Origin of the sequence: Arthrobacter rhombi, assembly GCF_900163545.1 — a bacterium.
In the GTDB taxonomy this organism is placed as follows: domain Bacteria; phylum Actinomycetota; class Actinomycetes; order Actinomycetales; family Micrococcaceae; genus Arthrobacter_H; species Arthrobacter_H rhombi_A.
Genome location: NZ_FUHW01000014.1, coordinates 71,163 through 97,926, shown reverse-complemented (window position 1 = coordinate 97,926; position 26,764 = coordinate 71,163). Strand labels below are relative to the sequence as shown.

The window sequence follows — 26,764 nt, the reverse complement described above, 5'->3', positions numbered from 1 at the left end:
ACCTCGTGCCGACTTTTTTTGAGCACATCTTTCCCCGACACATGGGAGTTCAACCGTGGGGACCCTCCTGCGACTCTTGTTGCGCCGCCTTGCCGCGCTTCCGCTCATGATCTTGGGCGTCACGTTCCTCGTGTTCGTGATCCTCAAACTCTCCCCCGGCGACGAGGCCACCCAGGCCCTCGGTGAGGGAGCCAGCTCCGAAGCCAAGGAAGCCTATCGGGCCGAACGCGGTCTGAACCTTTCACTGCCCGTCCAGTACGTCGCCTTCCTGGGCCGGCTGCTGACACTGGACTTTGGGGTCACCACCCCTCCGTCACGTCCGGTGGCCGGGATGATCGCGCAGGCCTTCCCGCTCACCTTGCAACTCACCGCCTTCGGCGTGCTGATCGCCGTGGTGATTTCGCTGGTCTTCGGTGTTCTCGGGGCGCTCTACCGTGATCGGCTGCCCGATCAGCTGATTCGTGTCTTCTCCATTGCAGCCGTGGCGACGCCGTCCTTCTGGCTCGGTATTCTGCTCATCCAGTGGCTGGCGCTGGGCAAGAACCCACTCTTCCCCTCCGGCGGCATGGCGGGCCCGGGAGAAGGGTTGGGTGGGTGGCTGGCGCATATGACGCTGCCAGCTTTCGCCCTGGCAATTCCCGTTTCCGCCTCGCTGATCCGGGTGGTGCGTACCTCCATGGTGGAGGAACTGGATAAGGATTACGTCCGCACAGCGATCGGCAACGGCGTACCGCGCAACGAAGTGATCAGCCGCAACGTCCTGCGCAATGCGCTGGTGACCCCGGTGACCGTGCTGGGACTACGGATCGGCTACCTCCTGGGCGGGGCCGTCGTGATCGAAATGATCTTCTCCCTGCCGGGGATGGGCCAACTCATCCTCAACGGCATCACCGCCCACGACACCAATCTGGTCCAGGGGGTGGTGCTGGCGATCGCCGTGACGTTTGTGCTGGTCAACATCCTGGTGGACCTCGTGTACCTCTTGATCAACCCCCGCATTAGGACGGTGTAAACGATGGCTCCCTTGGCACCACGCAATGCCCTGGTGGCGCGCCTGAGCTCCGGCGCCACCCGCTTCACATCCCTGACCACCGGTTCGAAGATCGCGTTGGGCTTCCTGCTCCTCATCATTTTGGCAGCGATTTTCGCACCGGTTCTGGCCCCGCACGATCCGCTGCTCTCCGGGATCCCCGCGCAGAAGCCCAGTGCCGAAAACCTCTTCGGTACCGACCGTCTGGGCCGCGATATCTTCTCGCGCCTGCTCTACGGTGCGCGCTCCTCGCTGGTCATCGGTCTCGGCTCCGTGGCGTTGGCCCTGCTGGCCGGTGGGCTGCTCGGTTCGCTGGCAGCGACGAGCAGCAAGGCCACCAACGAGGTCATCATGCGCATCATGGACATGCTCATGGCCTTCCCCGGTATCGCCTTGGCCGCCGCCCTGCTGGCCTCCCTGGGTAACTCGATCCCGGTCATCATCATCGCGATCGCCATCATCTACACCCCACAGATCGCCCGGGTCGTCCGTGCCAACGTGCTCTCCCAATGGGACGAGGACTACTCGCGCGCCGAACGTGTCATCGGTGCCGGCCGCTTCCACATCCTGATCAAGCACATCATGCGCAACACTGCGGCCCCGGTCCTGGTTTTCGCCACGGTCATGGTGGCCGACGCGATCATTCTTGAGGCTTCACTTTCCTTCCTCGGAGCCGGCGTCCAGGACCCCAACCCTTCCTGGGGCAACGTCATCTCCTACGGGCGCACCCTGGTCCTCAACGGTGCCTGGTGGGCCACCACCTTCGCCGGTCTAGTCATCTTGCTGACCGTCCTGGCGTTGAACATCCTCGCCGAGGGCATGACCGATGCGCTCGTGAACCCGAAGCTGCGCGGCAAGACCAAGGTCTCCGATACCGCCAGCGTCGAAGTCGAAGCCGCCGGTGACTCTACCGTCCGCCGCGCCACCGAGGAACTGACAGCGCCCGAAGCTGAGGACGAGGGCTCCAACGCGCCTGACGTCGAGGCTGGCAGCGGTTCCGGGGACCTCTCGGCCGCCATCGGTGCAGGAAGTAGCAGCCGTGGGCAGACAGAGGCCGATCGTCAACGACTGGCCGCGGAATTGGACCGATTGGCCGCGGTAGAAACCACCCGCACCGACCGGTTGCAGTTGGCGGGCGGTGGAGCAGGTGCAGGCACGGTGCTGGAAGTCAGCAACCTCTCCATCCGCTTCCCCGAACGCTACGGTCAGACGCGCATCGTGGACAACGTCTCCTTCACCGTCCGCGAGGGTGAAACCATGGGGCTGGTCGGGGAATCGGGCTGCGGCAAGTCCATCACCTCGCTGGCCATTATGGGCCTGCTGCCGGACAACGCCAGGATCACCGGATCGATCCGGTTCGGTGACCGCGAACTCCTGCCGGAGGACGGCAAGGGCGGGACCCGGGCCGGGGACGCCACGGTCTATAAGGGCCTGCGCGGTTCACAGATCGCCATGGTCTACCAAGACGCATTGTCCTCGCTGAACCCCGCCATGCTCATCAAGGACCAGCTCGGCCAACTGACCCGGCGCGGCGGCCGCAAGAGCCCGGCGGAACTGCTGGAACTGGTGAAGTTGGATCCATCGCGCACCTTGAAGTCCTACCCGCACGAGCTCTCCGGCGGGCAACGCCAACGCGTGCTCATTGCCATGGCGCTCTCTCGTTCACCCAAACTGGTGGTCTGCGACGAGCCGACGACGGCGCTGGACGTGACCGTGCAGAAACAGGTCGTTGACCTGCTCAACGAGCTGCGCGAACAATTGGGCTTTGCCATGGTCTTCGTCAGCCACGACCTCGCCTTGGTGGCCTCATTGGCCCACCGGGTCACCGTCATGTACGCCGGACAGGTGGTCGAGTCCGGTCCGGTCAACGCGCTGCTGACCCATCCGACGCACGAATACACCCGGGGCCTGCTCGGCGCTGTTCTCTCGATTGAATCCGGTGCCGAACGACTCCACCAGATTCCCGGAACCGTCCCGTCCCCGAACGACTTCGCCGACGGTGATCGGTTTGCTGACCGCTCCACGTTGCCGGGAGCCGATGGGTCCCGCCAGTTGGTTCTGACACCGGTCGGCGGCCATGAAGGGCACCTCTGGGCGAGCCCGCAGGAAACCGGAACGATCAGGGGCCGAGGAACCACCACGAAGGGGGAACAGTCATGAGCCAGGCAGCAGCGAGCAGCCAGCCCGTCCCGGTCATCGAACTGAAGGACCTGCACGTCCACCACCGGGCCCGTTCCGGAAAAGCGTTCAAACCGTTGATCGTCAAGGCAGTCAATGGTGTCGACTTCACCATTGGTCGAGGTGAGACCGTCGGTATCGTCGGGGAATCCGGTTGCGGCAAGTCAACGTTGGCCAACGTCCTCGTGGGACTGCAGCCACCGACCTCCGGCGAGGTACTCTTCCGGGGCAAACCCGCGCTGAAACGCAACGCCGCCCTGCGCAAGGAGTTTGGCCGCAGTGTCTCGGTCGTCTTCCAAGACCCCTCGACGGCGCTGAACGCCCGCATGCAGGTCCGTGACATTCTGATGGACCCATTGACCGTGCATGGAATCGGCACCATGGCCAGCCGCAGCCAGAAGGCCGCCGATCTCCTCGGCCTGGTCGGCCTGCCGGCGTCCGCTGGAGCTGCTGTCCCGAACCAGCTCTCCGGCGGCCAACGTCAGCGGGTGGCCATCGCCCGGGCACTGGCCCTGGACCCTGACATCATCGTGGCCGACGAACCGACGTCCGCGCTCGACGTTTCGGTGCGCGCCCAGGTACTGAACCTGCTCTCCGACCTGAAGACCGAACTGAACCTCGGGATGGTGTTCATCTCCCATGACATCCAGACCGTCCGCTACGTCTCCGACCGAATCTGTGTCATGAATGCCGGGGAGATCGTCGAACAAGGCCCCGCGGCCCAGGTCTTCGACGCCCCGACGAATGACTACACCCGCAAATTGCTGGGTGCGGCTCCATCACTGCTTCACGCAGGTTAGCCGGCCCCGCTTCCACCCTTCCAGACCGGCGGCCGGTTTCGGCCGCCACCGAAAATTTTCCCGATAGTATCCAGCAGAACAGGAAACGCATTCCGTGACCGCAGCATCGACCGCACCCACCCGCACCTACTCCGGGGTCATTCCGCCGGTCATCACCCCCCGCACCTCGGAAGGTGAGATCGACACGGCCTCACTCGAACGGGTCGTGGACCACCTGATCGACGGCGGGGTCTCCGGCCTGTTCGTCCTGGGCTCCTCCGGGGAGGTCCCCTACCTGACCAATGACGAGCGTGAGCTGGTCATGACCACCATTTCCGCTCGCAATAACGGGCGGGTTCCGCTATTGGCCGGTGCCAGCGAACAGACCACCAACCGGGTGATCAACGAAGGCCTACGCATGGTCGAACTCGGTGCCGACGCACTGGTCGTCACGACCCCGTTCTATGCCTTGTCCAACGCCGCCGAGATCGAAGCACACTTCCGTGCGGTGAAGAAGGCGACCGGGCTGGATCTCTTCGCCTACGACGTGCCGGTTCGCACCCATGCCAAGCTGCCCCTGGACGTGGCGATCCGCCTGGCCGAGGACGGCGTCATCGTCGGGGTCAAGGATTCCTCGGGCGACGACGTGGCCTGCCGTCGTCTGCTGCTGGCTACCGCTCACATCGAAGGATTCTGCGTCTTTACCGGACACGAAGTAGTGGTCGACGGGGCATTGCTCGGCGGCGCTCACGGTGTCGTTCCCGGTCTGGGCAACGTTGATCCGGCCGGCTACCGGCGGATGTTCGATGCCGCCGCGGCCGGAGACTGGCCGGCGGTCCGCGCCGAACAGGATCGCCTGGCGAACCTGTTCGAGATTGCTTTCACCCCTGACTCCAACCGCGTTTCAGGCGGCGCCTCCGGTCTGGGTTCCTTCAAAACCGCTCTCGTGCTGCTCGGCATCATCGAAACCAACACCATGAGCGTGCCCATGGCTTCCTTGAACGAGGACGAAAGTCAGGCCATCGCCGCCATCCTGCGTCAGGCCGGATTGCTCTAAACACAAACCGGCGGACCGGCGGACACCGGCAGGTTCCGGCGCCGTTCTGCCAGCCATACGGCTTCCCGTCAGCAACTTCAGCATGGAAGAATGCTGACGGGACCGGCAGGCCCGCAGTCGTCCCTCATGAAATACGCCCGGACAGAAAGAGCGCACCATGTCGCCCGATGATTTCCTCTCCACCGTTCAAGGGCGCCTGATCGTCTCCGCCCAAGCCTATCCTGGTGAACCGATGCGCAACCCCCAGACCATGGCGCAAATGGCAGCCTCCGCTGTCGCCGGCGGCGCCGCAGCCGTACGCGTCCAGGGGCTGGCAGATATCCAATTCACCCGATCCGCCGTCGAGGTCCCGGTCATCGGGCTCTGGAAGGACGGACACGAAGGTGTCTTCATCACCCCCACAGCGCATCATGCGCTGGCGGTCGCTTCGGCGGGGGCCCACGTCGTGGCGATTGACGGGACGCGTCGTCCCCGCCCGGACGGGCTGACACTGGCCCAGACCATTGCCCGAGTACATGCCGAAACCCCTGCCCTGGTCATGGCCGACTGTGGATCATTCGATGATGCGGTGGCCGCCGTCGAGGCGGGCGCCGACCTGATCGGCACCACCCTGGCCGGCTATACGGGGGAGCGGCCGAAGACCGATGGGCCCGATGTGGAACTGTTGGCCGCGATTGCCGCCGCCGACCTCGGCCGGCCACTGGTCGCCGAGGGGCGCATCCACACACCGGCTCAGGCCCGTGAGGCTCTCGACGCCGGTGCCGTGGCCGTGGTTGTGGGCACGGCCATCACCCACCCGAGCAGCATCACCGGATGGTTTGACGCCGCCCTGCACCATAATGGAACCCGATCATGAGCCGTATATCAGCATCAGGAGACAACGTGGCCAGTAGCGTCGACCATTTGAACGCACGGATCCTCATCGGGGAAGACCCCGCAGAAGCCGGACGGCTTGCCGCCGAGGTGATCCTGGAAACGGTCAAGGCCAATCCTGCGGCAGTGATCGGTTTGGCGACAGGGTCCTCACCCTTACCCCTTTATGCGGCATTGGCTGTCTCGGATGCCGATTTCTCACGGGTCTCGGGATTCGCCCTCGACGAGTATCTCGGCCTGCCCGACGGGCACCCGCAGTCCTACGCCGAAGTCGTCCGCACCGAGGTCACCGACCCCTTGGGGCTTGATCCAGTCTTGGTCCACACCCCGGAACCACATGGGCAAGACCACGCGGCCGACGCTGAAGCCTATGATGCTGCCATCCGCGCCGCCGGCGGGATCGACGTACAAATTTTAGGTATCGGTTCGAATGGCCATATCGGATTCAACGAGCCGGGATCCGCTTTCGATTCGCGAACCCGCGTGGTTCCGCTGGCCGAGAGAACCCGACAGGACAATGCTCGGTTCTTCGCGTCACCCGAAGAAGTCCCCGAACAATGTGTCACGCAGGGGATCGGGACGATTTTCGAAGCCCGCCAACTGCTGCTCATCGCCCATGGTGAGCATAAGGCCGAAGCCGTCCGATTAGCTCTGGAAGGGCCGGTAGGCCAGGAGTTTCCCGCGTCGGTGATCCAGCGTCACCCGAACGTCACCGTGGTGCTGGATCGGGCAGCCGCTGCCCGTTTGGGGGAACAGGCAAAGCCCTAACCCTCGTCAACGTAGCGAGTGCCCACGGCAATAGGCCGGGCCTCGGGCAAAAATGCCCGAGGCCCGGCCTATGCCATCTGGCCAGCAGTGGCCAGCCTGGCTCCTAGCGGCGGCGTAGGTGCTGCCGGGCCCGCAGGAGCAGAACGGCGGGGATCGCCAACAACAGCAGCGGAAGCAGGAGCAAGAGGCCCCTCGGTGAGGTAATGATCGAGTCCGCAGACACCGCGTCGGTGGACCCTCTCAGCTCCTCGGTTCCGCCAGCAAGCTCCGTCGAACCTGAGAACAATTCTGCGGTGCCATCGGACAGCTTCGTGTTGCCGTCGGCCAATTCGCCGGCACCGTCATCAACCTTGCCGACACCGGTTTCGAGGGTCTTCGAACCGGTATCGAGCTTACCCAGGCCGTCTCCGAGCTGGCTGGTGCCCGCGGAGAGGCGTTCGGCACCGGCATCGAGTTTGCCGGCACCGACGGCGAGCTTGCCGTTGCCTTCGGCCAGGTCCCCGGCTCCATCACGAATCTTGACCGAGCCCTCGGCTGCCTCTTGGGCGCCGCTGACGAGATCAGGGGTTTTCCGCGCCAATTCGCTGGTGCCCTTCTGCAACTTGACCGAGCCGGCCGACAGCGCATGGTTTCCCTCGGCAAGATCCGAGGCTCCCGTGGCGACACGTGCGGACCCGGCAGAGAGCTTATCGGCACCCTCGGAGAGTTCACCGGCACCGGTGGCCAGGGCCGCATTGCCCGTGGCCAACTTGGAAGCGCCCTGATTCAGACGGTTGGCACCGTTGTCGATCTCGCTCAGGCCTGCGTAGAGACGGGCCGTACCGTCCTTGAGCTCATCGGTACCGGCGGAGAGTTCGCCATTGCCGGCGGCGATCTTCTGCGCGCCGTTGTTGAGCTTGGTCAGTTGTTCCTTCAGTAAGCCCAATGGAACCACGCCCTTGGGGCCCTTCGCGGCATCGAGGAGCTCCTGGGTGCCAGCGGCCAGTTCCGCCGAGCCGTCGGCCAATTCGTGGGCGCCGGGGGCGGCCTTGGCGGTACCTTCCTTCAATTGGGCGCTGCCGGCGAGGGCTTCGCCGGTTCCCGCGGAGAGTTTCTTGGTCCCCGCCGAGAGTTCATTGGCGCCCGCAGAAGCCTTCTGCGCGCCGGCCTGCAGTTCTTGTGCCCCGGCGCCGAGCTTCTGGCCCCCGTCGCCGAGCTGGGCGGCCCCGGCGTTGAGTTGATCCGCGCCGGCGGCCGCCTTCTTGGTGCCGTCAACCAGCTTCACGGCGCCGTCGTCGAGCTTCTTGGCTGCGCGGTCTGCCCGGCCAGCACCGGCCGCGACCTTCTGGGACCCGACGGATAGGCGTTTGCCGCCATCGGCCAGCTTCGTGGCCCCCTTGGCAGCTGCTTGCGCGCCGGTGGACAGTTCGCCGGTACCGGAATGCAGTTCCTTGGCACCATCGTCCAGGTCCCCGGCGCCGTTGGAGGCCGTGCTGATGCCCTTCGAGAGTTTTCCTGCGCCCTCGTCGAGGTCCCCGGTGCCCTGATGGAGTTTGATGGCGCCGCTGGCAGCGCGTGTGGCACCGTTGTTCAGTTCGCTGATTCCTGCCTGGGCCTGGCCCATGCCGTTGTCCAGCTTGGAGGCCCCGGTGGCGACCTGGCTCGAATAGATGACATAGAACGCCAGGACCGCCACCAGGAAGAGGCCCAGCAGGACGGTAATGATGGTGTGCATCAGCGAATGCTGCTTGGCAGCGTGATGTGCATGCATGCGTCTCCTCGAAGAGGTCGGGTCGGTCCGGACGGCTCAGCACTGTTCGGCATCATGCCGCTGCGTACTCGCCGGATCCAGTACCGGTTGATTGGTCCGTGATGCCTGACCGGATGGCCGGCGATCGCGGTGGCCCGAGCAGTGGATTTCCGCAGCGGACAAACGTCGTTGGTTGTGACCTGCCTTACATTGAACCTACTGTCCGGTAGGTTTTCAAGGGGTGAGTAGAAAAAATTTTGGTTTCAGTAACAAAGTGCTTTCGGGTGCACCGGACCACTACCCTCTCCTGCCGCTGAGTCGCGCCTACACTGGTGACCATGTCCCGAAACAACGCGTCCACCCACGACGCCCTCGCCGACCAGCACGACCTGATCAAGATCCGTGGTGGTCGGGAAAACAACTTGAAGGACCTCTGCCTCGACCTCCCGAAACGACGGATCACCGTCTTCACCGGGGTATCAGGTTCGGGGAAGAGTTCCCTCGTTTTCGGGACCATCGCCGCCGAATCCCAGCGAATGATCAACGAAACCTATAGCGCCTTCGTCCAGGGCTTCATGCCGACGTTGGCGCGCCCCGACGTCGACGTTTTGGAGGGCCTGACCACGGCGATCATCGTGGACCAGGAACGGATGGGATCGAATCCCCGCTCGACAGTGGGCACCGCAACGGACGCCAACGCCTTGCTGCGCATCATCTTCAGCCGTCTCGGGAAACCCCAGATCGGTTCCCCGCAGGCCTACTCCTTCAACGTCGCCTCGATCAGCGGTGCCGGGGCGGTGACCATGGAACGCCGGGGCAAAAAGGTCAAGGAACGCCGCGAATTCTCCATCACCGGTGGAATGTGTCAACGTTGCGAGGGCAGTGGCACCGTCTCGGACTTCGATCTGAGTCAGTTATATGACGAGGAAAAATCCCTCAACCAGGGTGCCCTGAAGATTCCGGGATACTCGATGGAGGGCTGGTACGGGCGCATCTTCAGGGGATGTGGCTGGTTCGACCCGGATCGACCGATCAGGGACTTCAGTGAGCAAGAGCTCGATGACCTCCTGCATAAGGAGGCAACCAAAATCAAGGTCGAGGGCGTGAACCTCACCTATCTGGGCCTCATTCCACAGATCCGCAAATCTATGCTCACCAAAAGCCTGGACGCCATGCAGCCGCATATCCGTGCCTTCGTGGAGCGTGCCATCACGCTGACTGCTTGCCCCGACTGCGGCGGTACCCGGCTCAGTGAGGCGGCCCGTTCCTCCCGTATTTCCGGCCTGAGCATCGCCGACGTCTGCGCGATGCAGATCAGCGACCTCTCCGATTGGGTTCACACTTTGGACGAACCCGCCGTAGCGCCGCTGCTCGATTCATTGGCCGGACTGCTGGCCTCGTTCGTGGAGATCGGCCTGGGCTACCTCTCCCTCGAGCGGCCCACCGGAACCCTGTCGGGAGGCGAGGCCCAGCGGACGAAGATGATCCGTCACCTGGGCTCGGCGCTGACCGACGTGACCTATGTCTTCGATGAACCCACCGTGGGACTGCATCCACACGACATCGCCCGGATGAACCGATTGCTTCAGCGGCTCCGCGATAAAGGCAATACCGTTCTCGTGGTCGAACATAAACCAGAGACGATCGCCATCGCCGATCATGTGGTTGATCTGGGCCCGGGGGCCGGCACGGATGGAGGAACGCTGTGCTACGAGGGGAACCTGGAGGGGCTGCGCACCAGTGATACCCCTACCGGTCGGCACCTCGGCTATGTGGCCGCCCTGAAAAAGGCGCCGCGTCGGCGGTCAGGAACCCTGGAAATCCGTGGGGCGGACCATCACAACCTTCGCGATGTTGACGTCGATATTCCGTTGGGAGTCCTGTGCGTGGTCACCGGGGTGGCAGGCTCCGGGAAAAGCTCACTCATCCAGGGTTCGATCGCCGGCCGGGAAGGGGTGGTCAGCATCGATCAGGGGGCCATCAAGGGCTCACGGCGGAGCAACCCGGCCACCTACACGGGGTTGTTGGAGCCGGTCCGCAAGGCGTTTGCGAAATCCAATGGGGTCAAACCCGCGCTGTTCAGTTCCAATTCGGAGGGTGCCTGCCCGGCATGCAACGGAGCCGGGATCATCTTCACCGAGTTGGGCGTCATGGCTACAGTGTCCACCGTCTGCGAGGAATGCGAGGGCAAACGATTCCAAGCGGCGGTCCTTGACTACCGGCTTGAAGGTCGAAATATCAGCGAGGTCCTCTCGATGCCGGTCGATGAGGCCCTGCGCTTCTTCGCTGCCGGGGACGCCAGGATCCCTGCCGCCGTGAAGATCCTCGAACGGCTGAGCGATGTCGGGCTGGGCTATGTGACCCTGGGCCAACCGTTGACGACCCTCTCCGGAGGGGAAAGGCAACGCCTGAAGCTGGCCACCCGGATGGGAGAAGAGGGAGGGATCTACGTTCTGGACGAGCCCACCTCGGGACTGCATCTAGCCGATGTGGAGCAGTTGCTGAGCCTTCTGGATCGTCTGGTCGATGCCGGCAAGACGGTGATCGTCATCGAACACCACCAAGCGGTGATGGCCCATGCTGACTGGATCATCGATCTCGGTCCCGGAGCGGGGCACGACGGCGGGACACTGGTCTTTGAAGGGACTCCGGCCGAGCTGGTGGAGGGGAAAACAACGATCACCGGCGAACACTTGGCGGCCTACGTCGGCTCTTGAGGCATATTTCGTCAGGGCAGCTGCCACTCGGCGATATCGGTGTCGACATCGGCCAGCGTGAGCGAACCTTTCGCTGCGGGGATGTCCAGGACGAGGGTTCCGTGGACCGAGGCGCCTGGCTTCAGTTCGACGGGCAATGCCGTGCCTGCGTTTTGGCAGGAGGCGGCAGGGGTGGTGCCCAAGTCGCCGTCGAACCGGGCATCGGCTGTGGAGTAGAAGGACCACTGATTCGGGGAGAGGCTCAAGGGGCGCTGTGCTGCGTCTCCGTGGGAGGCTTTGAAGGACGCGTCGATCTCGAGCACGGCGAAGGCGTCATGATCGGGTTTGCCGCCGTCGATCGGGCAGGTCTCGTGAACCGAGAGGGACGTGACCGTCAAGGTGATCTGGGGTTCGGCGTCTGAACCTTGCAGCGTCAGTTCATCCCCGGGGGCATAGAGTGGCAGCCCGCGTTCACTGGTGATCCGCACCGGGGATTCGTGGGCGGGGATGCTCGCCTCGGGAGCAGCGGGTGAGGTGGGGGCAGTGCCAGCAGCTGTGCGTGTCTCGGTCGCCGTGGCGTCGTCGGGGGTATCCGGGTCGATGATGTTTCCCGCGGAACAGCCCCCGAGGAGCGCGGCGACTGCCGCGATGCCGACCAGCCCCGTCAAGCGTGCGGCAGGCCGTCCCAAATGCTCCAACATGCCCATCATTGTCCCTGACCGGGCGTTGTTGTGTCGACTTCGCGGCATGGCGAGTAAGCTCGGCCCCATGGTGCGTTTTTTCCTTCTGACCTTATTCGTCGTTCTGGCAGCGGCCGCTGTCGTGGCGGCCTCATTCGGGACCACCGGTTGGGTCGTTTTAGGGGTCCTGGTGTTGCTCCTCGTCGGGTTGGGTTTGCATGACCTGTTCCAGACCAAACATGCCATCCTGCGCAACTATCCGGTGCTGGGACGTATGCGCTACCTGCTCGAATCCATCCGCCCGGAGATCCAGCAGTACTTTATCGAGCGGAACACCGATGGGCGGCCCTTCGACCGGGATACCCGCTCGTTGATCTACACCCGTTCCAAGGGGGCCGACAGCCATAAGGCCTTCGGGACAGAACGCGATGTCAATGCCCAAGGCTACGAATTTCTACTGCACTCCAGCGCGCCGGTGGCACCGCCGGAACGGGCACACCGAGTCCGCATCGGGGGACCGGATTGCCGACAACCCTATGAGATCTCCTTGATGAACATCTCGTCGATGAGTTTCGGGGCACTGTCCAAAAACGCGGTCCTGGCGATGAACAAAGGGGCCTCCTTGGGTGGTTTCGTCCAGGAAACAGGGGAAGGTGGGCTCAGTAAGTACCACCTCGAGCACGGTGCTGATATTTTCTGGGAAATCGGATCGGGATACTTCGGCTGCCGCGATAAGAAGGGCAAATTTGCCCCGGAGACCTTCCGGACGAAGGCCGCCACCGAACAGGTCAAGGGAATAACCTTGAAGCTCAGTCAAGGTGCGAAGCCAGGCATCGGCGGCGTCCTGCCGATGGAGAAGCTCACGCCCGAGATCGCCGAGGCTCGCGGGGTGCCGATGGACGAGGATTGTATCTCCCCGGCCTCGCATTCGGCGTTCCACACCCCTCGCGAATTGATGGAATTCGTGGGGACATTGCGTGAGCTCGCCGACGGGAAGCCGATCGGGTATAAATTCTGCGTCGGCTCGCGTACCGATGTGCTGGCCATGTGCAAGGCGATGTTGGAGACTGGCGTCACCCCCGACTACATCATCATCGACGGTTCCGAAGGCGGCACTGGCGCCGCACCGCTGGAATACGAAGATCATGTGGGAACCCCACTGACTGAGGGCCTGATGCTGATGCACAACGCCCTGGTAGGAACGGGCCTGCGAGGTCGAATCCGCTTGGGCGCCGCCGGAAAAGTCGCCACGGGAAGCGATATCGTCAAACGACTCATTCAGGGCGCAGACTTCACCATGAGCGCGCGTTCGATGATGATGGCCACCGGCTGCATTCAAGCACAGCTTTGCCATACCAACCGCTGCCCGGTCGGCGTCACCACGCAAAATCCTCGGCTCATGCGGGCGGTCGATGTGGATGACAAAGGAAACCGGGTGCACAACTACCACAAGCTGACGGTTGCCGAAGCTGGGCAGATCATGGCATCGATGGGGGTCTCCAACCCCGAGCAACTCAATCCACGCATGCTGCGTCGGCGCGTGGACCATCTGACGACCAGTAGCTATGCGGCCATCTTCAACTGGCTGCGACCGGGGGAACTCCTCGAGGACCCCCCGCGCGGCTGGGCGGTGGACTGGAAGGAAGCAGACGCCGATCACTTTGGCGAGTTCGCTCCGATGCCATGGATGGAACAGGACGCCGGCCAAGCAGCAGGTGAGCATACCGTTGGCGGGGAAAGGATCTCAGGTGGCGACCGGCCGGACATGGGCCGGTGGGACGAAACCGGCATCATGGCCACGGTCAAGCAACACACGAACCGGGAATCGGTGGATGACACCGATACCGGCACCACGAGTCTCGTCGAGTCCTCGGGAAACCGGCCTGAATCCAGACCCGGGGGCTAGGCGGGTCCAGGTTCACCCAGCGGCGATGGCAGCGGCAATCTCCTGCTGGTCGACGTCCGCTGGATCGGCGGGAGACCACCGCGGTGTGCGGTCCTTGTCGATGATCTGGGCGCGGATTCCTTCGGGCAGGTCAGGATGCTTCATCAGGTAGTCGGCTACCCGGAGCTCCCGGGCCAACGCCGAGGGCAGATGGGCCTCGTCGCGGGCGGCCCTGACCGCCCGGAGCGCCGTCTGGGTGGATAACGGAGAATTGCCTCGTACTGCTGTGGCGGCCGTGGCAGCCCCCGGGAACGGGCTGGCATCGAGCCGTTCCAGAATGGCCGAAACATCATCGGCGGCGTACGCTTCGTCGATCCAGACGGCTTCCGCAACCAGTCGGGCATCGGGTGCCGGGGTGCCGTGGAGGATCTCGAGGGCCACGGCGACCTCGTTGGCGGGCAATCCGATCAGGTCGGGCAGGGCCGCCAGAACATCCTCGAAGGAATCCTCGGAGATGCAGAAGTCAGCGAATCCCGCATGGATGGCGTCCCCGGCGCCCATGGTCGAGGCGGTCAGGGCCAGGTGTTCCCCGAGGCGCCCCGGAGCCAGGCCGAGCAGGTGGGTTCCACCCACATCGGGGGAGTAGCCGATGCGTGTTTCGGGCATGGCAATGGCCGAACGGGGAGTGACGATGCGGATCCCTGCATGACCTGCCAGACCGACTCCACCACCCATGCAGACCCCGTCCATATAGGCGAGGACCGGTTTCGGGTAGGCGGCGATGAGTCCGTCGAGGCGAAACTCCTCGGCCAGGAACGACAGGAATTCGTGCTGCTTGCCGGTGGTGATGGCTGTGTGGAAGGCCAGAATGTCGCCGCCGGCACAGAAACCGCGCTCACCAGCCCCTCGCAGAACGACGATGCCAACCGCTGGGTCCCCACGCCACTGTTCGAGCTGGTCGGTCAGGGTCTTCACCATCCCCCGGGTGAGGGCATTGATCTGTCGGGGCCGGTTCAACGTCAGCAGGCCGATACCGTCCATGACGTCGATCGACACCTGCTCATCCTCCGCGGCGTTCGTTCCGTTGGTCAGTGTCATCGAAGCCCGTCCCCTGATTGCATCCTGCGTTGTTCCCATTCATTGAAGCTACCGCCCATGGCGGGCGGAGTCTCGAAGGTGGGACAACTGGCCGGTCTGTGTCCTGCGGTCCCAGATGATGGAAGGCCCCGGCAATGTCACGGGACGATGCTGATCTTCCGCAGTTCGGCGGCCAATTTGTCCATGAAGACGTCGACCTTTGGGCTTCTGGAGTTACCCAGCTGAAGGGCGAAGATACTGCGGGCCAACCGGATCTCGGGAACATCCAGAACCACGAGCCCCGGGGGCCGTTGTTGCATGGCCAGCGCCGGGACCAGGGCGGCGCCGAGTCCGGCACCTGCCAAGTGCAGAGAGGCGTTGAAATCGTCGCAGTAGGCAACCACGCGAGGATGGAGGTCGCAGGAGGCGAAGAGTCGGGAGATGACGGTGGCGTCCGAGGTGCCGGCGTGATGCATGATCCAGGGCATGTTCGCCAGCTGAGCCGCCGAAATTTGTGCCCCCTCGGCGATCTTCCACGAAGCCGGCACGACTACCCTGAAGTCATCATCGCCGAGCCATTGCCGGTCCATCGTGCCGGGCCACCCCAGCCCTGACTGGCCGACTTGGAAGACCAACGCCAGATCCAGTTCGTTTCCGCTTTGCAGGCTGGCGATCGTCTGGTGCGGCTCGCCGACGCTGATGCGCAGGTTGATGCCCAGATCGTTCCATCCGGCGGATCCCAAGAGCCGGGGCAGAGCGAAGGTGGCCAGCGAAGGGAAGATGCCCAGACGGAGCTCCTCGGTAGGGTCCGCTCCTGGCCGCCCGGCCGCCGTCGTGCTCGCCGCCAGAAGTGCATCAATATCGGTCAGAACCTTACGGGCATGCCGCGCCATGGTCGTCGCCGCCTCGGTGGGTTCGATGGCCCGGGCCGACCGCCGGAAAAGCGCGACGCCGGTATCGCGCTCCAGCGCAGTCATCTGTTGGGAGACAGCCGATGCCGTATAGCCGAGGGGCACGGCAGCGGCGGCAAACGAGCCGTGCGCGATGACTTCGAGCAGGGTGCGAAGATGCACCGGGTTGACCAACAGCACTCCTGAGTGTCGAAGAGGGGAACAGCAAGCAATGTTATGCCATGCTAGTCCTCGTCGTCCTCCCGGTCGGCTTCCTGCTCGTCATCGAGTTCCCACTGCGAGGCCATCTGCTCGTCCTCGGAGTCGTTTTCCTCGGACTCACCGCTGTCATCGAGGTCCTCCACGACAAGGTAGCTATGACGGCGCAGTGGGTCGATGCGGTCCATGGTCTCCGGATTATCCGAGGAGCCGTCCTCGGGGGAGCCGTAACGTCCGTCTTCGGGCTCGTCGAGATCATCATCGGGAAGTTCGTCGAACACCGTCTCGTCGTAGGTTCCGCTCATGGCCGTTACCCTCCTAGTCCACGTGCCGGGCCTGATGCCTTGAGCACGGTTGACTCCTCCAGCGTAGAACGTGGGGACGGCAATGGGAACGGGGCCTCAGTCGGTCAGCCCCATGGCCTGGCCGGTGAGCCGGACGGAGGCGAGCCGCTCAGCGGCCGTGGAGGCGTTGTGGACGGTGATGAGTTCGTCGGCGTGGGCGCTCCGGGCGAAGCCTTCGAGGTAGTCCTTGACGGCCTCTGGCGTGCCGACAGCGGTGTACGCCATCATCTTGAGGATCTGCTCGCCTGCTGCGGATTCCATCAACATGTCGATCTCCGGCTCGGTGAAGGGGACCTCGCGGCCACGTCCGAGGAACATGGCAACCCGATCCCGCCGGGACTGCTCCATCTGGGCCTGGGCCTGCTGGTTGGTTTCGGCTGCGATAATTCCCACCCCAGCGATGACATGCGGTTCGGAGAGCTGTTCGGAAGGCTGGAAGCTATCCCGGTAGGCCGCGACGGCCGCGTGCAGGGCATCGGGGGCGAAATGTGAGGCAAAAGAATAGGGCAGACCGAGCTGGGCGGCCAGCTGGGCTCCAAACAGGCTTGACCCGAGAATGTACAGGGGCACGTTGGTTCCTGCGCCCGGAATGGCGGATACCGTGGGGATCCGTGAGTTCCCGGTGAGGTAGCCCTGCAGTTCGAGGACATCGTGCGGGAAGGCATCGGCTGCCGCCGGATCACGTCGCAGCGCACGGAACGTCGCCTGATCGGTCCCCGGGGCACGGCCCAGTCCGAGATCGATGCGTCCGGGGAACAGGGTTTCAAGGGTCCCGAACTGTTCGGCGATGACCAGTGGGGAGTGGTTGGGCAGCATCACGCCGCCGGAACCCAGCCGGATGGTCGAGGTCTGTTGGGCGATATGCCCGATCAGGACCGAGGTGGCACTGGAGGCGATGTTGGACATGTTGTGGTGCTCGGCATACCAGATGCGCGTGTACCCAGCGGCTTCGGCGGTTTGCGCCAGCTCGACGGACCCCCGGAAGGTGTCGGCGATGGTGCTTCCTGCGGAAACGGAAGCAAGGTCAAGAAGGGAAAGGGGAATACTCACATAGGGGGCAACCCACCTGCGTCCCCGAACATTCCCCGGGTGTCGCCGCTCTCAGGGTCCTGCCCGGAAGTCCTGCGCCCAACGGGCTGTGGCGGACAGCCCCCCGAAAGTATAGAAATGCAAGCGCACCTCACCATGGAGCCGGTGGTCCAGCCCAGCCGCCAGATCGTTGACGAACCGGTCCGGGCCCGCAGTTCCCAGCAGGTTGGCCAGTGAGAAACCATATTGTTGGGCGATGCCTGCCGAGGAGGAGATTCCGAAACGGCGGGCGTAGCTGAGTAGCCGCTTGATACCTGCCGGGCCGGGGACGCCGATCCTGACCGGGAGGTCGATCCCCCGGCCGCGTAGCTCGGCCAGCCAGGAGAGCACCGGGCGCGTATCGAAGCCGAACTGGGTGATGATGGATCCGGAAAGCCCTGCCGAACGTACGGCTGACGCCTTGTCCTGCAGTGCCGCCCATAACGAGGCGTCGTCGATCTCCGGATGGCCTTCGGGGTAGCCGGCGATGGCGACGCCGGTCACGCCATGGGCTTGCAGTCGTCCGGAGGCGATGAGAGCCAGGGCGTCGGGGAACGGGCCGAGTGGCTCCACGGGATCCCCGCCGACGGCAAAGACTTCGGTGACCCGGGCCTGGGTCACCAGTTGATCGAGGAATCCGTCGAGTTCGCCGAAGGAGGCCAGTCGGCGAGCAGAAATATGGGGGACCGGCTCGTGCCCCGCAGCGCGGACGGCTGCAGCTGCAGCCACGCGCAGACCGGCATCCTCATTGCCCAGGAACGTGACGTTGACCCGTGTCCCCGCCGGGATGGTTCCGGCAGCTTCGGCCAGGGATCGTTGGTCCTTGCCGGTCATCTCCAAGGAGAATCCGCGCACCAGTTCTGCGCCTAAGGGGTGTGGCGAATCCGTGGGGGATGGCATGGTCGGTCCTTCGCTCTCTCAGCCCAACCTATCCATCACCGAGGCGTTCGTCCAGCATCGATCAGGGCAAAAAGAAACGGTGGCATCCCCGAGGGGATACCACCGTTTCCAGGCGTTCACATTGGCCCGTTAGGGCCGAATGGAAGACTTAGACAGTGCGGATGTCCGTGGCCTGCAGGCCCTTCTGGCCCTGGGTCACCTCGAACTCAACGCGCTGGCCCTCTTCGAGGGAGCGGAAGCCGTTCGACTGGATCGCGGAGTAGTGTGCGAACACGTCGTCCGAGTTGTCGTCGGGAGCGATGAAGCCGAAGCCTTTTTCAGCGTTGAACCACTTGACGGTACCAATTGCCATGATATGTGTCCTTTCGAGACTGTCCGCAGGGGACGTAGGGGTTGTCGCCATCGGACTTGACGGTGACATGCAGCTACGAGTATTTACCGCGAGTCAAAAAGAGACACTCCCCGCGAACGGGGCCTTGACACTGAAATTACTGCGAGAAAACTACGACTACGTCATCAACAATACGCGAGATCGCTCCAAGAACCTATTGGATGGTCAAATTCTTTGGGATTTCATCGGTAGGTGGGCCGGGATGGGCCTGCGGGGAGCGCCCCTTGGTGGTTTCCGCGGTGGTTTCCGGGGTGGGCGCCTCCGGCGTTCCGGTGCCGGTGCTCCTGCCCCGCAGAGCGAAGCGGACGACCAATAATGCGGCGACCATGAGGACGACGGCGATGGCCGCCGTGATGGTGACACCTCCGTCGAAAGCCCGTGCGGCGGATTCGGCCAATCCGGTGGCCGCGGAACCCGGGGGCATCGAGCCGGCGACATCGGAGGCCCCGGCCAAGGTCTGCCGGGCACGATCGGCCGCTGCCGCATCCAGCGAGGACGGGATGGTCACCCCCCGGCTGTAGACGGCGTTGAGAATGCTCCCCAGAACTGCGGTCCCCAGCACCGATCCGACCTCGTAGGCGGTCTCCGAGATGGCCGCGGCCGAACCCGCACGTGCCGGAGGAACGGCCGAGAGAGCCAGGTCGTTGGAGATCGTCTCGGCCAGGCCGACCCCGATGCCGAGGATGCAGAAGGCCACCAGCAGGCCGATCAACGATCCGGACCCTCCCAGCGCCACGATCAATGCATAGGCCGCGGCGCTGAAGGCCAAACCGGTCATGACCACGCCGGCAGGTCCGATCCGTTTGACCAGCGGCACGGCGACGAACCCGAAAACGACCGTTAACACCAGTCCGGGGACCATGAAGACCCCAGCCTCCATCGGTGACAGGCCGGCGATGAGCTGCAAATGCTGGGAAAGAAAATAGATGAACCCCACCAGCGCGAAGACACTGAAGAGGTTCACGACCAAAGCGGCGGAGAAGACAGGGTTGCGGAACAGGCGGACGTCGAGCATGGGTGAGCGGCTGGCCAGTTGGCGGCGCACGAAGATGGTGCCACAGGCCAGACCCAGGGCGATCGCCCCGATCCCCAGGGCCAGAGACCCGGCGCCCGTCATCGATTTGATGCCGTACACGATCGGCAGCAGCGTCCCCACGGCCAGCAGGATGCTGGGTGGATCGATGCGCCCCGGGCGAGGGTCGCGGGATTCGGGAATGAGGAACGGACCCAGCGCGACCAGCGGCAGGAGCATGGGGATGGCCATCAAGAAGATCGACCCCCACCAGAAATGTTCCAACAGCCAACCGCCCAGGATCGGCCCCAGTGCGGCACCCCCAGAAAAAGCAGAAGCCCAGGCGGCGATGGCGGTGCGGCGTTCGGAGTCGTCGGTGAAGATGTTCCGGATCAGGGACAAGGTTGCCGGCATGAGCATTGCGCCAAAGACTGCCATGAGCGCCCGAGCGGCGATGAGCGAGGTGGCGTCGGGGACGAAGGCGGCCACGGCCGAGACGAGGCCGAAGCCCACCCCGCCGATCAGTAACAGCTTCCTCCGGCCGATCCGGTCGCCCAGGCTCCCCATGGGGACCAGCAGGCCCGCCAACACCAAGGGGTAGATGTCGATGATCCAGAGCAGCTGGGTCGACGTCGGTTCCAGGGCCCGCGACAGGGACGGGACGGCGAAGCTGAGCACGGTGTTGTCGACGGCGACCAACAGGACAGGGAACATCAGGACGACCAGAGCCGCCCAGCGGCGCGCTCGCCCGGGGTGCTGCCTTCCGGTGTGCTGGTCTTGCAACGTGCTCATGCCAAGGTCCTTGGATTGGGGAGGAATCTCCCGAGTAACTGTACCGTCCGGACGGTATTGAGTCCATATGACATCGATGACGTCGGAGGCGACCAAAAACGCTAGAGTCGGGATCATGTCCAGACCACCAGCAGCACGAGAAAAAATCCTCGACGCCTATGCGAACCTGCTGCGCAGCGACGGGGAACGGGCGGCGACAATGGACGCGACCGCCGCGCTCGCCGGAGTCTCCAAGGGTGGGTTGCTCTACCACTTCCCGTCGAAGGACGCGCTGGCCGAAGCCGTGATCGAGCGCCTGCTCGACGCCGCGCAACAGGACAGCGAACGCATGGCAACCGCGCCCGAGGGTGCTGCCAGATACTACGTGCGCACCTCCACTGTCGAGGAAACAGAATTCGACGCCTTCTACCAGGCTGTCGTGCGTCTGGCGGCGGGATCGCACGCCCCAGCCGTCACCGCTCTGGACCAAGTCCACGCCGATTGGGAACGACTGGTCCGCGAAGATGTCTCAGACCCCCACGCCGCCGAGGCCATCATGTTGATCGGTGAGGGGCTCTACTACCATTCCACGATGCCCGGGACCTGGTCCCGTTCACTGGTGGGTAGGGATATCGGGGCCCTTCTCGAGCAGGTCGATCGACTCAAGAAAGGCTCATGATGGCCCTGCGTTTCAAAACCAAACCCTGGAAGGGCCGTATCGCAGCCCTGGTGGGGATCATGCTGATGGCCCTGAGCGTGCGGGCCGCCGTCGTTTCGGTTCCCCCGCTGTTGGACTTGATCGGTCCGGAGCTCGGTTTCACCGCCTTCAGCACCGGGCTCTTGGCCATGCTGGCCCCGATCATCTTCGGGATCTCAGGGCTGTTCACCCCGCGGATGATTGCCGTGCTGGGACTGGAACGCACCCTGTTGCTTTCCGTGGCGCTGGCCATCGTCGGGCAGGCGGGCCGGGCCTTTGTGGGGGACGTGACCTCCTTCCTGCTGCTCTCGGCGCTGACGATGATCGGCTACGGCATGGGCAACGTGGTCCTGCCGCCGCTGGTGAAGAAATACTTCGCGGACCGGATCTCCACCGTCACCTCCGGCTACGTGACCCTGATCGCCATCGGCACCGCCATGAGTCCCATGTTCGCGGTCCCGCTCGAGCAGGTGTCCAACTGGCGGTTCTCCATCGGCTTCTGGACCCTGGCCAGCGCCGTCGTTCTGGTGCCCTGGTTCATCCAGTTCGCGGCCGACCGGCGCCGGCGGGGTGCGGAGGCTGCAGAACATGCCCGGATCGCGGCGGGAGAGACCCCGGCCGAAACCAAAACCCGGCTCGCCGGCGTCGTCGCGGTGGAAGCGGACCGGAGGATCAACCCCTGGCGTTCCCGGGTGGCCTGGGGCCTGGCCATCTTCCTGGCCGGGAACTCCGGACAGACCTACGTCTACTTCACCTGGCTGCCGCCCTATCTCATCGGTGAGGGGATCTCCCCGGCGGTGGCCGGCAGCGCGCTGGCCTACTTCGCGGTGCTCGGACTACCGGTGAGCCTGTTGGTGCCGCTGGTGGTCCCGCGGATGCGCCAACCCATCTACGCCGTCGGATTCTTCGTCTTGCTCTGGATCACCGGGCACCTGGGCATGTTCTTCCTCCCAACGCAGGGCACCTGGTGGTGGATCACCTCGGCCGGACTCGGGCAGGGGACGTTCGCCATGGCACTCCTGATGATCAACCTGCGCTCGCGCACCACCTATGGGTCCGGGGTGCTGGCAGGATTCAGCCAGGGCCTGGGTTACGCCGGTGCCGCGATCGCCCCGCTGCTTTTCGGTGTGGTCCATGAGGCCACCGGCGGCTGGGGTGCCTCCTTCGGAATGCTGGGCGTCTGCCTGGTGGTCATGGTGACCGGTGCCTTCATGATCAACGGGCCGCACCAGATCGAGGACGACGCCGAAGCCGCCAGGACCCCCGAACGCGTCTAGTCCGTGCCGGCCGAACGCAGCAGGACCTTGCGCAGGGTTTTCAGGTTCCGCGTGGTCAACCGCTCCTTGTGCCGCGGGCTGGCCAGGACCTTGGCGAGCGGGGAGCTCAGCGATGCCCCGCGGGGAACCTGCCAATACAGCACCGAGTCCCCGGCAGCGTAATTCTCCCCGTCGGCGGGCCGTGGGGCAGCAGCCACGACCGAGGCCACGGCCTCCTCGGTGGCGGCGAGGACCACGTAGTCGTGCCGGGGGACCCCGTCGTCGATCGGGGGGAACGGATAGGCCCCGACCAGTGCCGCCACCCGTGCCGTCGTCACGGCGACGACCCGCGCCGGATAGCCGAAACGCTCGCTCAACACCGCCTCGAGCGTCTCCGCCAGGGCGCCGGCATCGTCGTCGTCGGCATCAAGCAGGACGTTCCCCGAGGCCAACACCGTATCCACCCGCCGGTAGCCGGCGGCAGCCAGCGTCGCGGCAAGGTCCTTCATGGTGATGCGGACGCCTCCAACATTGATGCCGCGGAGGAAGACGGCAAAGCGTGTCATGGCCCTATTCTGCCCTCGCCGGGTTCGACAGCGGAAGGCCCCCCGGTAGGCTCGGGTGTCATGAGTATTCGTGCAGCATTCGGCTCCTGGCCATCCCCCCTGACCGCGGCATCACTGGTTGCCACCCGGAGGCCGGTGAGCTTTCCCCGTTTCGTGGCAGACGCCGTCTGGTGGGTTGAAGGCCTCCCCGAAGAAGGGGGACGGAGCACCATCATGGCCGAGGGAGAACCTCAGGTGGAGCTGCTCCCGGCTCCCTATAACGTCCGCAGCCGGGTCCACGAATACGGGGGCGCGGCCTGGGCTCCACTGGTCGACGCTGCCGAAACGGGCAGCTTCGTCTTCGCGAACTTCGCCGATCAGCGGGTCCACCTGCGCTCCCGTGCAGGCATCAGCGCGCTGACCCCCGCATCCTGGCCCCGCCCCGATGCCGGGGGTGACCCGCAACTGCGTTTCGCCGAGTTCGTTCCCTCACGAAGCGCCGACGAAATTCTGGCCGTCTGCGAGGACCTCAGGGGAACAACCCCGGAACGCTATATCGTCGCCATCCCCTTGGACGGCAGCGCCGCCCAGGACGCGACACGGCTGCGCCGGGTGACGCCCTCCTCCCGTTTTGTTGCCTTTCCTCGCCTGAGCCCCGACGCGCGGCATATCGCCTGGATCAGTTGGGAACACCCGCAGATGCCCTGGGACGGGACCGTTTTGCATGTCGGGGAACTCGACGAGGCAGGGAAGGTTGCCCAGGTAACCGACCTGGCCGGCTCGGCGAACGAATCGGTGCTCCAACCCGAATGGCTCGACGCCGGGACCCTGGCGTTCATCTCGGACCGCTCGGGCTGGTGGAATCTCTACCGTCAGACGATCAACGGCGGGCAGGCCCTCGCGCTCTGCCCGCGAGAAGAAGAATTCGCCGAACCTCTCTGGCAGGTCGGTAGCACCTGGTATGCGGTGCTCGAGGACGGGAAGATCCTGGCCGCCCATGGCACCCACGGGATGCGGCTGGGTGTACTCGACCCGGCCACGGGGACCCTGAACGACGTCGAGGCCGTCCTGACCCATGCCCTGCCCATCGAAGTTCACGACGACGGCACGGGCCCACAGGTCCTCACCGTCTCGCAGAACTCCACCGAGGGAGTCGGCATCCGGGTCATCGATCTGTCCTCCTGCCAGATGAGGACCATCCGCAGGTCCTTGGCAGAACTCCCGGACCCCGGGGTCCTCCCCACCGGGAAGGCCATGGAATTCACCGACGAGACCGGGACGGTGGTGCACGCAAACGTCTACGAACCGGCGCTCGCCGGCTACCTGGGCCGTACCGGTGAAAAACCTCCCTTCATCGCCATGGTGCACGGCGGTCCGACCGGGCAGGCGCGGATTGGGCTGTCCTTGGAGATCGCCTACTACACCAGCCATGGTTTGGGCGTGGTGGACGTCAACTATGCGGGATCCAGCGGATTCGGCAGGGCCTACCGGGATCGGTTGGCCGGACAATGGGGCGTCGCCGATGTCCAGGACACCGTCGCGGTCATGCGGGGCCTGGTCGATGCCGGGTTGGCCGACCCGGACCGACTGGCCATCGAAGGCGGTTCGGCCGGCGGCTGGACCACCCTGGCCTGCCTGACCAACACCGAGACCTTCAACGCAGGAATCTCACGCTACGGGGTGGCCGATCTGGAGGCGCTCGTCGCGGACACCCACGATTTCGAGGCCCACTACATGGAGTCCTTGGTGGGCCCGTGGCCCGCGGCCCGTGAACTGTATGCCGAACGGGCGCCCATCAACCACGTCGATGCGCTGGACTGCCCGGTGCTGTTGCTCCAAGGCAACGAGGACAAGGTGGTGCCACCGAATCAGTCGCAGAAGTTCGCCGACGCTCTGGCTGCCAAGGGGATCGAACATGCCTATGTGCTTTTCGCTGGGGAACAACACGGGTTCCGGCAGGCAGCCAATATCGTGCGTGCCCAGGAACTCTCGCTGGCGTTCTACGCCCGCGTCTTTGGTTTTGAGGCCGATGTCGCGCCCATCGAATTGACCAGGGGAGACCCCGGGACAGCATGAGCGCCGAACACCACACCCACGACACCGGCGGCCAGCAAACCGATGCCGCGGTGACGGCCGCGGAGGCGATGGCCCACGGCATGGTGCAGGGCGTCGGATTTCGTTACCGGACCCGGGAACGCGCCGAAGCACTCGGTGTGGAAGGCTCCGCGGTGAATCTTCCCGACGGCAGCGTCTGTGTGACCGTGCAGGGCTCCGCGGATGCGGTCGCGGCACTCATCGACTGGCTACGCTCGCCCCGGACCCCGGGGCGGGTAGAACGTCTAGACGTCCGTCAGATCGAGGTCCGCGGAGACCGCGGAGGCTTCGAGGTCGGCTGAGCCCCAGGAACAACAAAAGGCCGTTTCCGCCCCGAAGGGTGGAAACGGCCTTTTGCGGTGGCTACTTGCGGGTGCGGATGAGCTTGCGGTTCACAAACTCCTCCATCCCGTATTTGCCGAGTTCGCGGCCGACGCCGGAGCGCTTGATCCCGCCGAAGGGCAGTTCGGCTGCTGTGCCGCCGGGCTCGTTGATGAAGACCATGCCGGCGTCGATCTGGTGTGCCACCCGCTGGGCCCGCTGGGGATCCTCGGTGAAGATCGAGGAACCGAGGCCGAACGGGGTGTCGTTGGCCAGGGCCACGGCGTCCTCCTCGCTGGAGACCTTGAAGATCATCGCGACCGGGCCGAAGAGTTCCTGATGGAAGACCTCCATGTCATCGGTGACCCCGGTGAGCACGGTGGGCTGGAAGAAGGCCGAATCATCGGCGACCTTGGAACCACCGACCAGCACCTGGGCTCCCTCGGCAATGGCCGAGTCGACCTGCTTCTGCAGGTTGTCTGCCGCCGACTGCGAGGACAAGGGGCCCACCGCCGTCTGATCGTCGGTGGGGTCCGACGGGGTGATGGCACCGGCGGCAGCGGTGAACTTCTCGACGAAGTCGTCGTAGAGGTCCGCCATGACGATGAAGCGTTTGGCGGCATTGCAGGCTTGGCCACCATTACCCATGCGGGCGTTGACCGCGCGTTTGACGGTCTTATCCAGGTTGTCGGTGTCGAGCAGGATGAATGGGTCGGATCCGCCCAGTTCCAGGACGACCTTCTTCAGGTTGCGGCCGGCGATTTCGGCCACCGCGGAACCGGCACGCTCCGAACCGGTGAGCGATACCCCCTGGATCCGCGGATCGGCGATGAGCTCGGCGATCTGGTCATTGGTGGCGAAGATATTCACGTAGGCGCCCTCAGGGGCCCCGGCATCACGGAAGATCTGTTCCATGGCCACGGCAGATTCCGGGCACTGCGGGGCGTGCTTGAGCAGGATCGTGTTGCCGTTCATCAGGTTGGGGGCTGCGAATCGGGCCACCTGGTAGTACGGGAAGTTCCAGGGCATGATTCCCAGCAACACGCCCAGGCCCTCCTTGCGCACCACGGCTGAGCCGCCGGCGACGACGTCGAGTTCCTCGTCGGCGAGGAATCCGGGGCCGTTGGCCGCGTAGTAGCGGTAGATGGAGACGACGATGCCGATTTCGCCCTTGGCCTGCATGGCAGGCTTGCCCATCTCCCGGGTGATGATCGCCGCCAGTTCGTCCCGGCGTTCCTCGTAGAGGTCGGCAACCCGTCCGAGCAGGGCGGCCCGATCATCCACCGAGGTGTTCCGCCACGTGCCAAAGGCTGAATGCGCGCTGGCGGTGGCTTCCTGCAGGGCCGCGTCGGTGAAGGTCTCGAATTCCTTCTCAACTTCTCCGGTGGCTGGGTTGGTGACGGCGTACATGCTCAACGTGGTCTCCTTCGATGGGGAACGTTAGATCGTGGCCATTATTCCTTAACGGCCAGCTTTCAGGCATAGCGTTCAGGGCGGGGCGAGT

At 64.5% G+C, this 26,764-nt stretch carries 23 protein-coding genes; 12 read left to right on the top strand and 11 right to left on the bottom strand.

Annotated elements, in window-relative coordinates; all coding sequences use genetic code 11:
• Nucleotides 1–55 precede the first annotated feature (55 nt).
• The 6 genes from FM101_RS03180 to FM101_RS03155 all read left to right on the top strand — a co-directional run bounded on the left by FM101_RS03180 (nucleotide 56) and on the right by FM101_RS03155 (nucleotide 6,685).
• Complete coding sequence (locus tag FM101_RS03180) at nucleotides 56–1,012, top strand: ABC transporter permease (RefSeq protein WP_086995341.1); 957 nt, start codon at nucleotides 56–58, stop codon at nucleotides 1,010–1,012.
• 3 nt (nucleotides 1,013–1,015) lie between these two features.
• Entirely contained in the window at nucleotides 1,016–3,190 is a 2,175-nt protein-coding gene (locus tag FM101_RS03175; RefSeq protein ID WP_086995337.1) for a dipeptide/oligopeptide/nickel ABC transporter permease/ATP-binding protein, read from the top strand.
• Nucleotides 3,187–4,008, top strand: coding sequence for an ABC transporter ATP-binding protein (locus FM101_RS03170; RefSeq protein WP_086995335.1), 822 nt, complete (start codon nucleotides 3,187–3,189; stop codon nucleotides 4,006–4,008). Before FM101_RS03175 ends, FM101_RS03170 begins: the two co-directional genes overlap by 4 nt.
• 94 nt (nucleotides 4,009–4,102) lie before the next feature.
• Nucleotides 4,103–5,044, top strand: a complete 942-nt coding sequence (locus FM101_RS03165) for a dihydrodipicolinate synthase family protein (protein WP_086995332.1) — start codon at nucleotides 4,103–4,105, stop codon at nucleotides 5,042–5,044.
• A gap of 157 nt (nucleotides 5,045–5,201) precedes the next feature.
• Nucleotides 5,202–5,900 (top strand): N-acetylmannosamine-6-phosphate 2-epimerase, encoded by a 699-nt coding sequence (locus tag FM101_RS03160; protein ID WP_086995329.1) that lies wholly within the window; start codon nucleotides 5,202–5,204, stop codon nucleotides 5,898–5,900.
• A complete protein-coding gene (locus FM101_RS03155) occupies nucleotides 5,897–6,685 on the top strand; it encodes a glucosamine-6-phosphate deaminase (protein ID WP_086995326.1) in 789 nt (262 codons plus the stop codon). The genes FM101_RS03160 and FM101_RS03155 overlap by 4 nt, the downstream gene beginning before the upstream one ends.
• Before the next feature lie 103 nt (nucleotides 6,686–6,788).
• Here FM101_RS03155 and FM101_RS03150 read toward each other — a convergent pair whose 3' ends face one another.
• Entirely contained in the window at nucleotides 6,789–8,435 is a 1,647-nt protein-coding gene (locus tag FM101_RS03150; protein ID WP_086995323.1) for a hypothetical protein, read from the bottom strand.
• A gap of 317 nt (nucleotides 8,436–8,752) precedes the next feature.
• Here FM101_RS03150 and FM101_RS03145 point away from each other — a divergent pair, with 317 nt between their 5' ends.
• Nucleotides 8,753–11,131 carry an ATP-binding cassette domain-containing protein gene (locus FM101_RS03145; protein ID WP_086995320.1) on the top strand — a complete coding sequence of 793 codons (2,379 nt, stop codon included), beginning with the start codon at nucleotides 8,753–8,755 and terminating at the stop codon, nucleotides 11,129–11,131.
• Between the two features lie 11 nt (nucleotides 11,132–11,142).
• On the opposite strand, the gene FM101_RS03140 is transcribed toward FM101_RS03145, so the two are convergent.
• Nucleotides 11,143–11,811: a hypothetical protein gene (locus tag FM101_RS03140; RefSeq protein WP_096224448.1), complete on the bottom strand. Its 669-nt coding sequence runs from the start codon at nucleotides 11,809–11,811 to the stop codon at nucleotides 11,143–11,145.
• A gap of 46 nt (nucleotides 11,812–11,857) precedes the next feature.
• Here FM101_RS03140 and FM101_RS03135 point away from each other — a divergent pair, with 46 nt between their 5' ends.
• Nucleotides 11,858–13,696: an FMN-binding glutamate synthase family protein gene (locus tag FM101_RS03135; protein ID WP_241895454.1), complete on the top strand. Its 1,839-nt coding sequence runs from the start codon at nucleotides 11,858–11,860 to the stop codon at nucleotides 13,694–13,696.
• Between the two features lie 12 nt (nucleotides 13,697–13,708).
• On the opposite strand, the gene FM101_RS03130 is transcribed toward FM101_RS03135, so the two are convergent.
• The 7 genes from FM101_RS03130 to FM101_RS03100 form a co-directional block, all read right to left on the bottom strand.
• Nucleotides 13,709–14,773, bottom strand: coding sequence for an enoyl-CoA hydratase/isomerase family protein (locus tag FM101_RS03130; protein ID WP_086995311.1), 1,065 nt, complete (start codon nucleotides 14,771–14,773; stop codon nucleotides 13,709–13,711).
• Between the two features lie 137 nt (nucleotides 14,774–14,910).
• Nucleotides 14,911–15,837, bottom strand: coding sequence for a LysR family transcriptional regulator (locus FM101_RS03125; RefSeq protein WP_086995308.1), 927 nt, complete (start codon nucleotides 15,835–15,837; stop codon nucleotides 14,911–14,913).
• Between the two features lie 50 nt (nucleotides 15,838–15,887).
• Entirely contained in the window at nucleotides 15,888–16,166 is a 279-nt protein-coding gene (locus FM101_RS03120) for a hypothetical protein (RefSeq protein ID WP_086995306.1), read from the bottom strand.
• Between the two features lie 96 nt (nucleotides 16,167–16,262).
• Nucleotides 16,263–17,255 (bottom strand): LLM class flavin-dependent oxidoreductase, encoded by a 993-nt coding sequence (locus tag FM101_RS03115; RefSeq protein ID WP_086995303.1) that lies wholly within the window; start codon nucleotides 17,253–17,255, stop codon nucleotides 16,263–16,265.
• A gap of 51 nt (nucleotides 17,256–17,306) precedes the next feature.
• A complete protein-coding gene (locus tag FM101_RS03110; RefSeq protein WP_086995300.1) occupies nucleotides 17,307–18,173 on the bottom strand; it encodes a methylenetetrahydrofolate reductase in 867 nt (288 codons plus the stop codon).
• A gap of 148 nt (nucleotides 18,174–18,321) precedes the next feature.
• Nucleotides 18,322–18,525 carry a cold-shock protein gene (locus FM101_RS03105; protein ID WP_086995297.1) on the bottom strand — a complete coding sequence of 68 codons (204 nt, stop codon included), beginning with the start codon at nucleotides 18,523–18,525 and terminating at the stop codon, nucleotides 18,322–18,324.
• Between the two features lie 193 nt (nucleotides 18,526–18,718).
• Entirely contained in the window at nucleotides 18,719–20,368 is a 1,650-nt protein-coding gene (locus tag FM101_RS03100) for an MFS transporter (protein WP_086995294.1), read from the bottom strand.
• 115 nt (nucleotides 20,369–20,483) lie between these two features.
• Here FM101_RS03100 and FM101_RS03095 point away from each other — a divergent pair, with 115 nt between their 5' ends.
• Together FM101_RS03095 and FM101_RS03090 are read left to right on the top strand one after the other, a co-directional pair.
• The gene (locus FM101_RS03095; RefSeq protein WP_086995291.1) at nucleotides 20,484–21,026 is read left to right on the top strand and encodes a TetR/AcrR family transcriptional regulator; all 543 of its coding nucleotides are present in this window, start codon (nucleotides 20,484–20,486) and stop codon (nucleotides 21,024–21,026) included.
• Nucleotides 21,023–22,321, top strand: coding sequence for a CynX/NimT family MFS transporter (locus FM101_RS03090; protein WP_241895453.1), 1,299 nt, complete (start codon nucleotides 21,023–21,025; stop codon nucleotides 22,319–22,321). The genes FM101_RS03095 and FM101_RS03090 overlap by 4 nt, the downstream gene beginning before the upstream one ends.
• On the opposite strand, the gene FM101_RS03085 is transcribed toward FM101_RS03090, so the two are convergent.
• Complete coding sequence (locus tag FM101_RS03085) at nucleotides 22,318–22,866, bottom strand: DUF1697 domain-containing protein (RefSeq protein ID WP_086995288.1); 549 nt, start codon at nucleotides 22,864–22,866, stop codon at nucleotides 22,318–22,320. The genes FM101_RS03090 and FM101_RS03085 overlap by 4 nt on opposite strands.
• 60 nt (nucleotides 22,867–22,926) lie before the next feature.
• On the opposite strand from FM101_RS03085, the gene FM101_RS03080 reads away from it, so the two are divergent.
• Nucleotides 22,927–24,921: a prolyl oligopeptidase family serine peptidase gene (locus tag FM101_RS03080; RefSeq protein WP_086995285.1), complete on the top strand. Its 1,995-nt coding sequence runs from the start codon at nucleotides 22,927–22,929 to the stop codon at nucleotides 24,919–24,921.
• Nucleotides 24,918–25,241 carry an acylphosphatase gene (locus FM101_RS03075; protein WP_086995283.1) on the top strand — a complete coding sequence of 108 codons (324 nt, stop codon included), beginning with the start codon at nucleotides 24,918–24,920 and terminating at the stop codon, nucleotides 25,239–25,241. The genes FM101_RS03080 and FM101_RS03075 overlap by 4 nt, the downstream gene beginning before the upstream one ends.
• A 61-nt stretch (nucleotides 25,242–25,302) precedes the next feature.
• On the opposite strand, the gene FM101_RS03070 is transcribed toward FM101_RS03075, so the two are convergent.
• A complete protein-coding gene (locus tag FM101_RS03070; protein ID WP_198962457.1) occupies nucleotides 25,303–26,670 on the bottom strand; it encodes an NAD-dependent succinate-semialdehyde dehydrogenase in 1,368 nt (455 codons plus the stop codon).
• Between the last annotated feature and the right edge of the window lie 94 nt (nucleotides 26,671–26,764).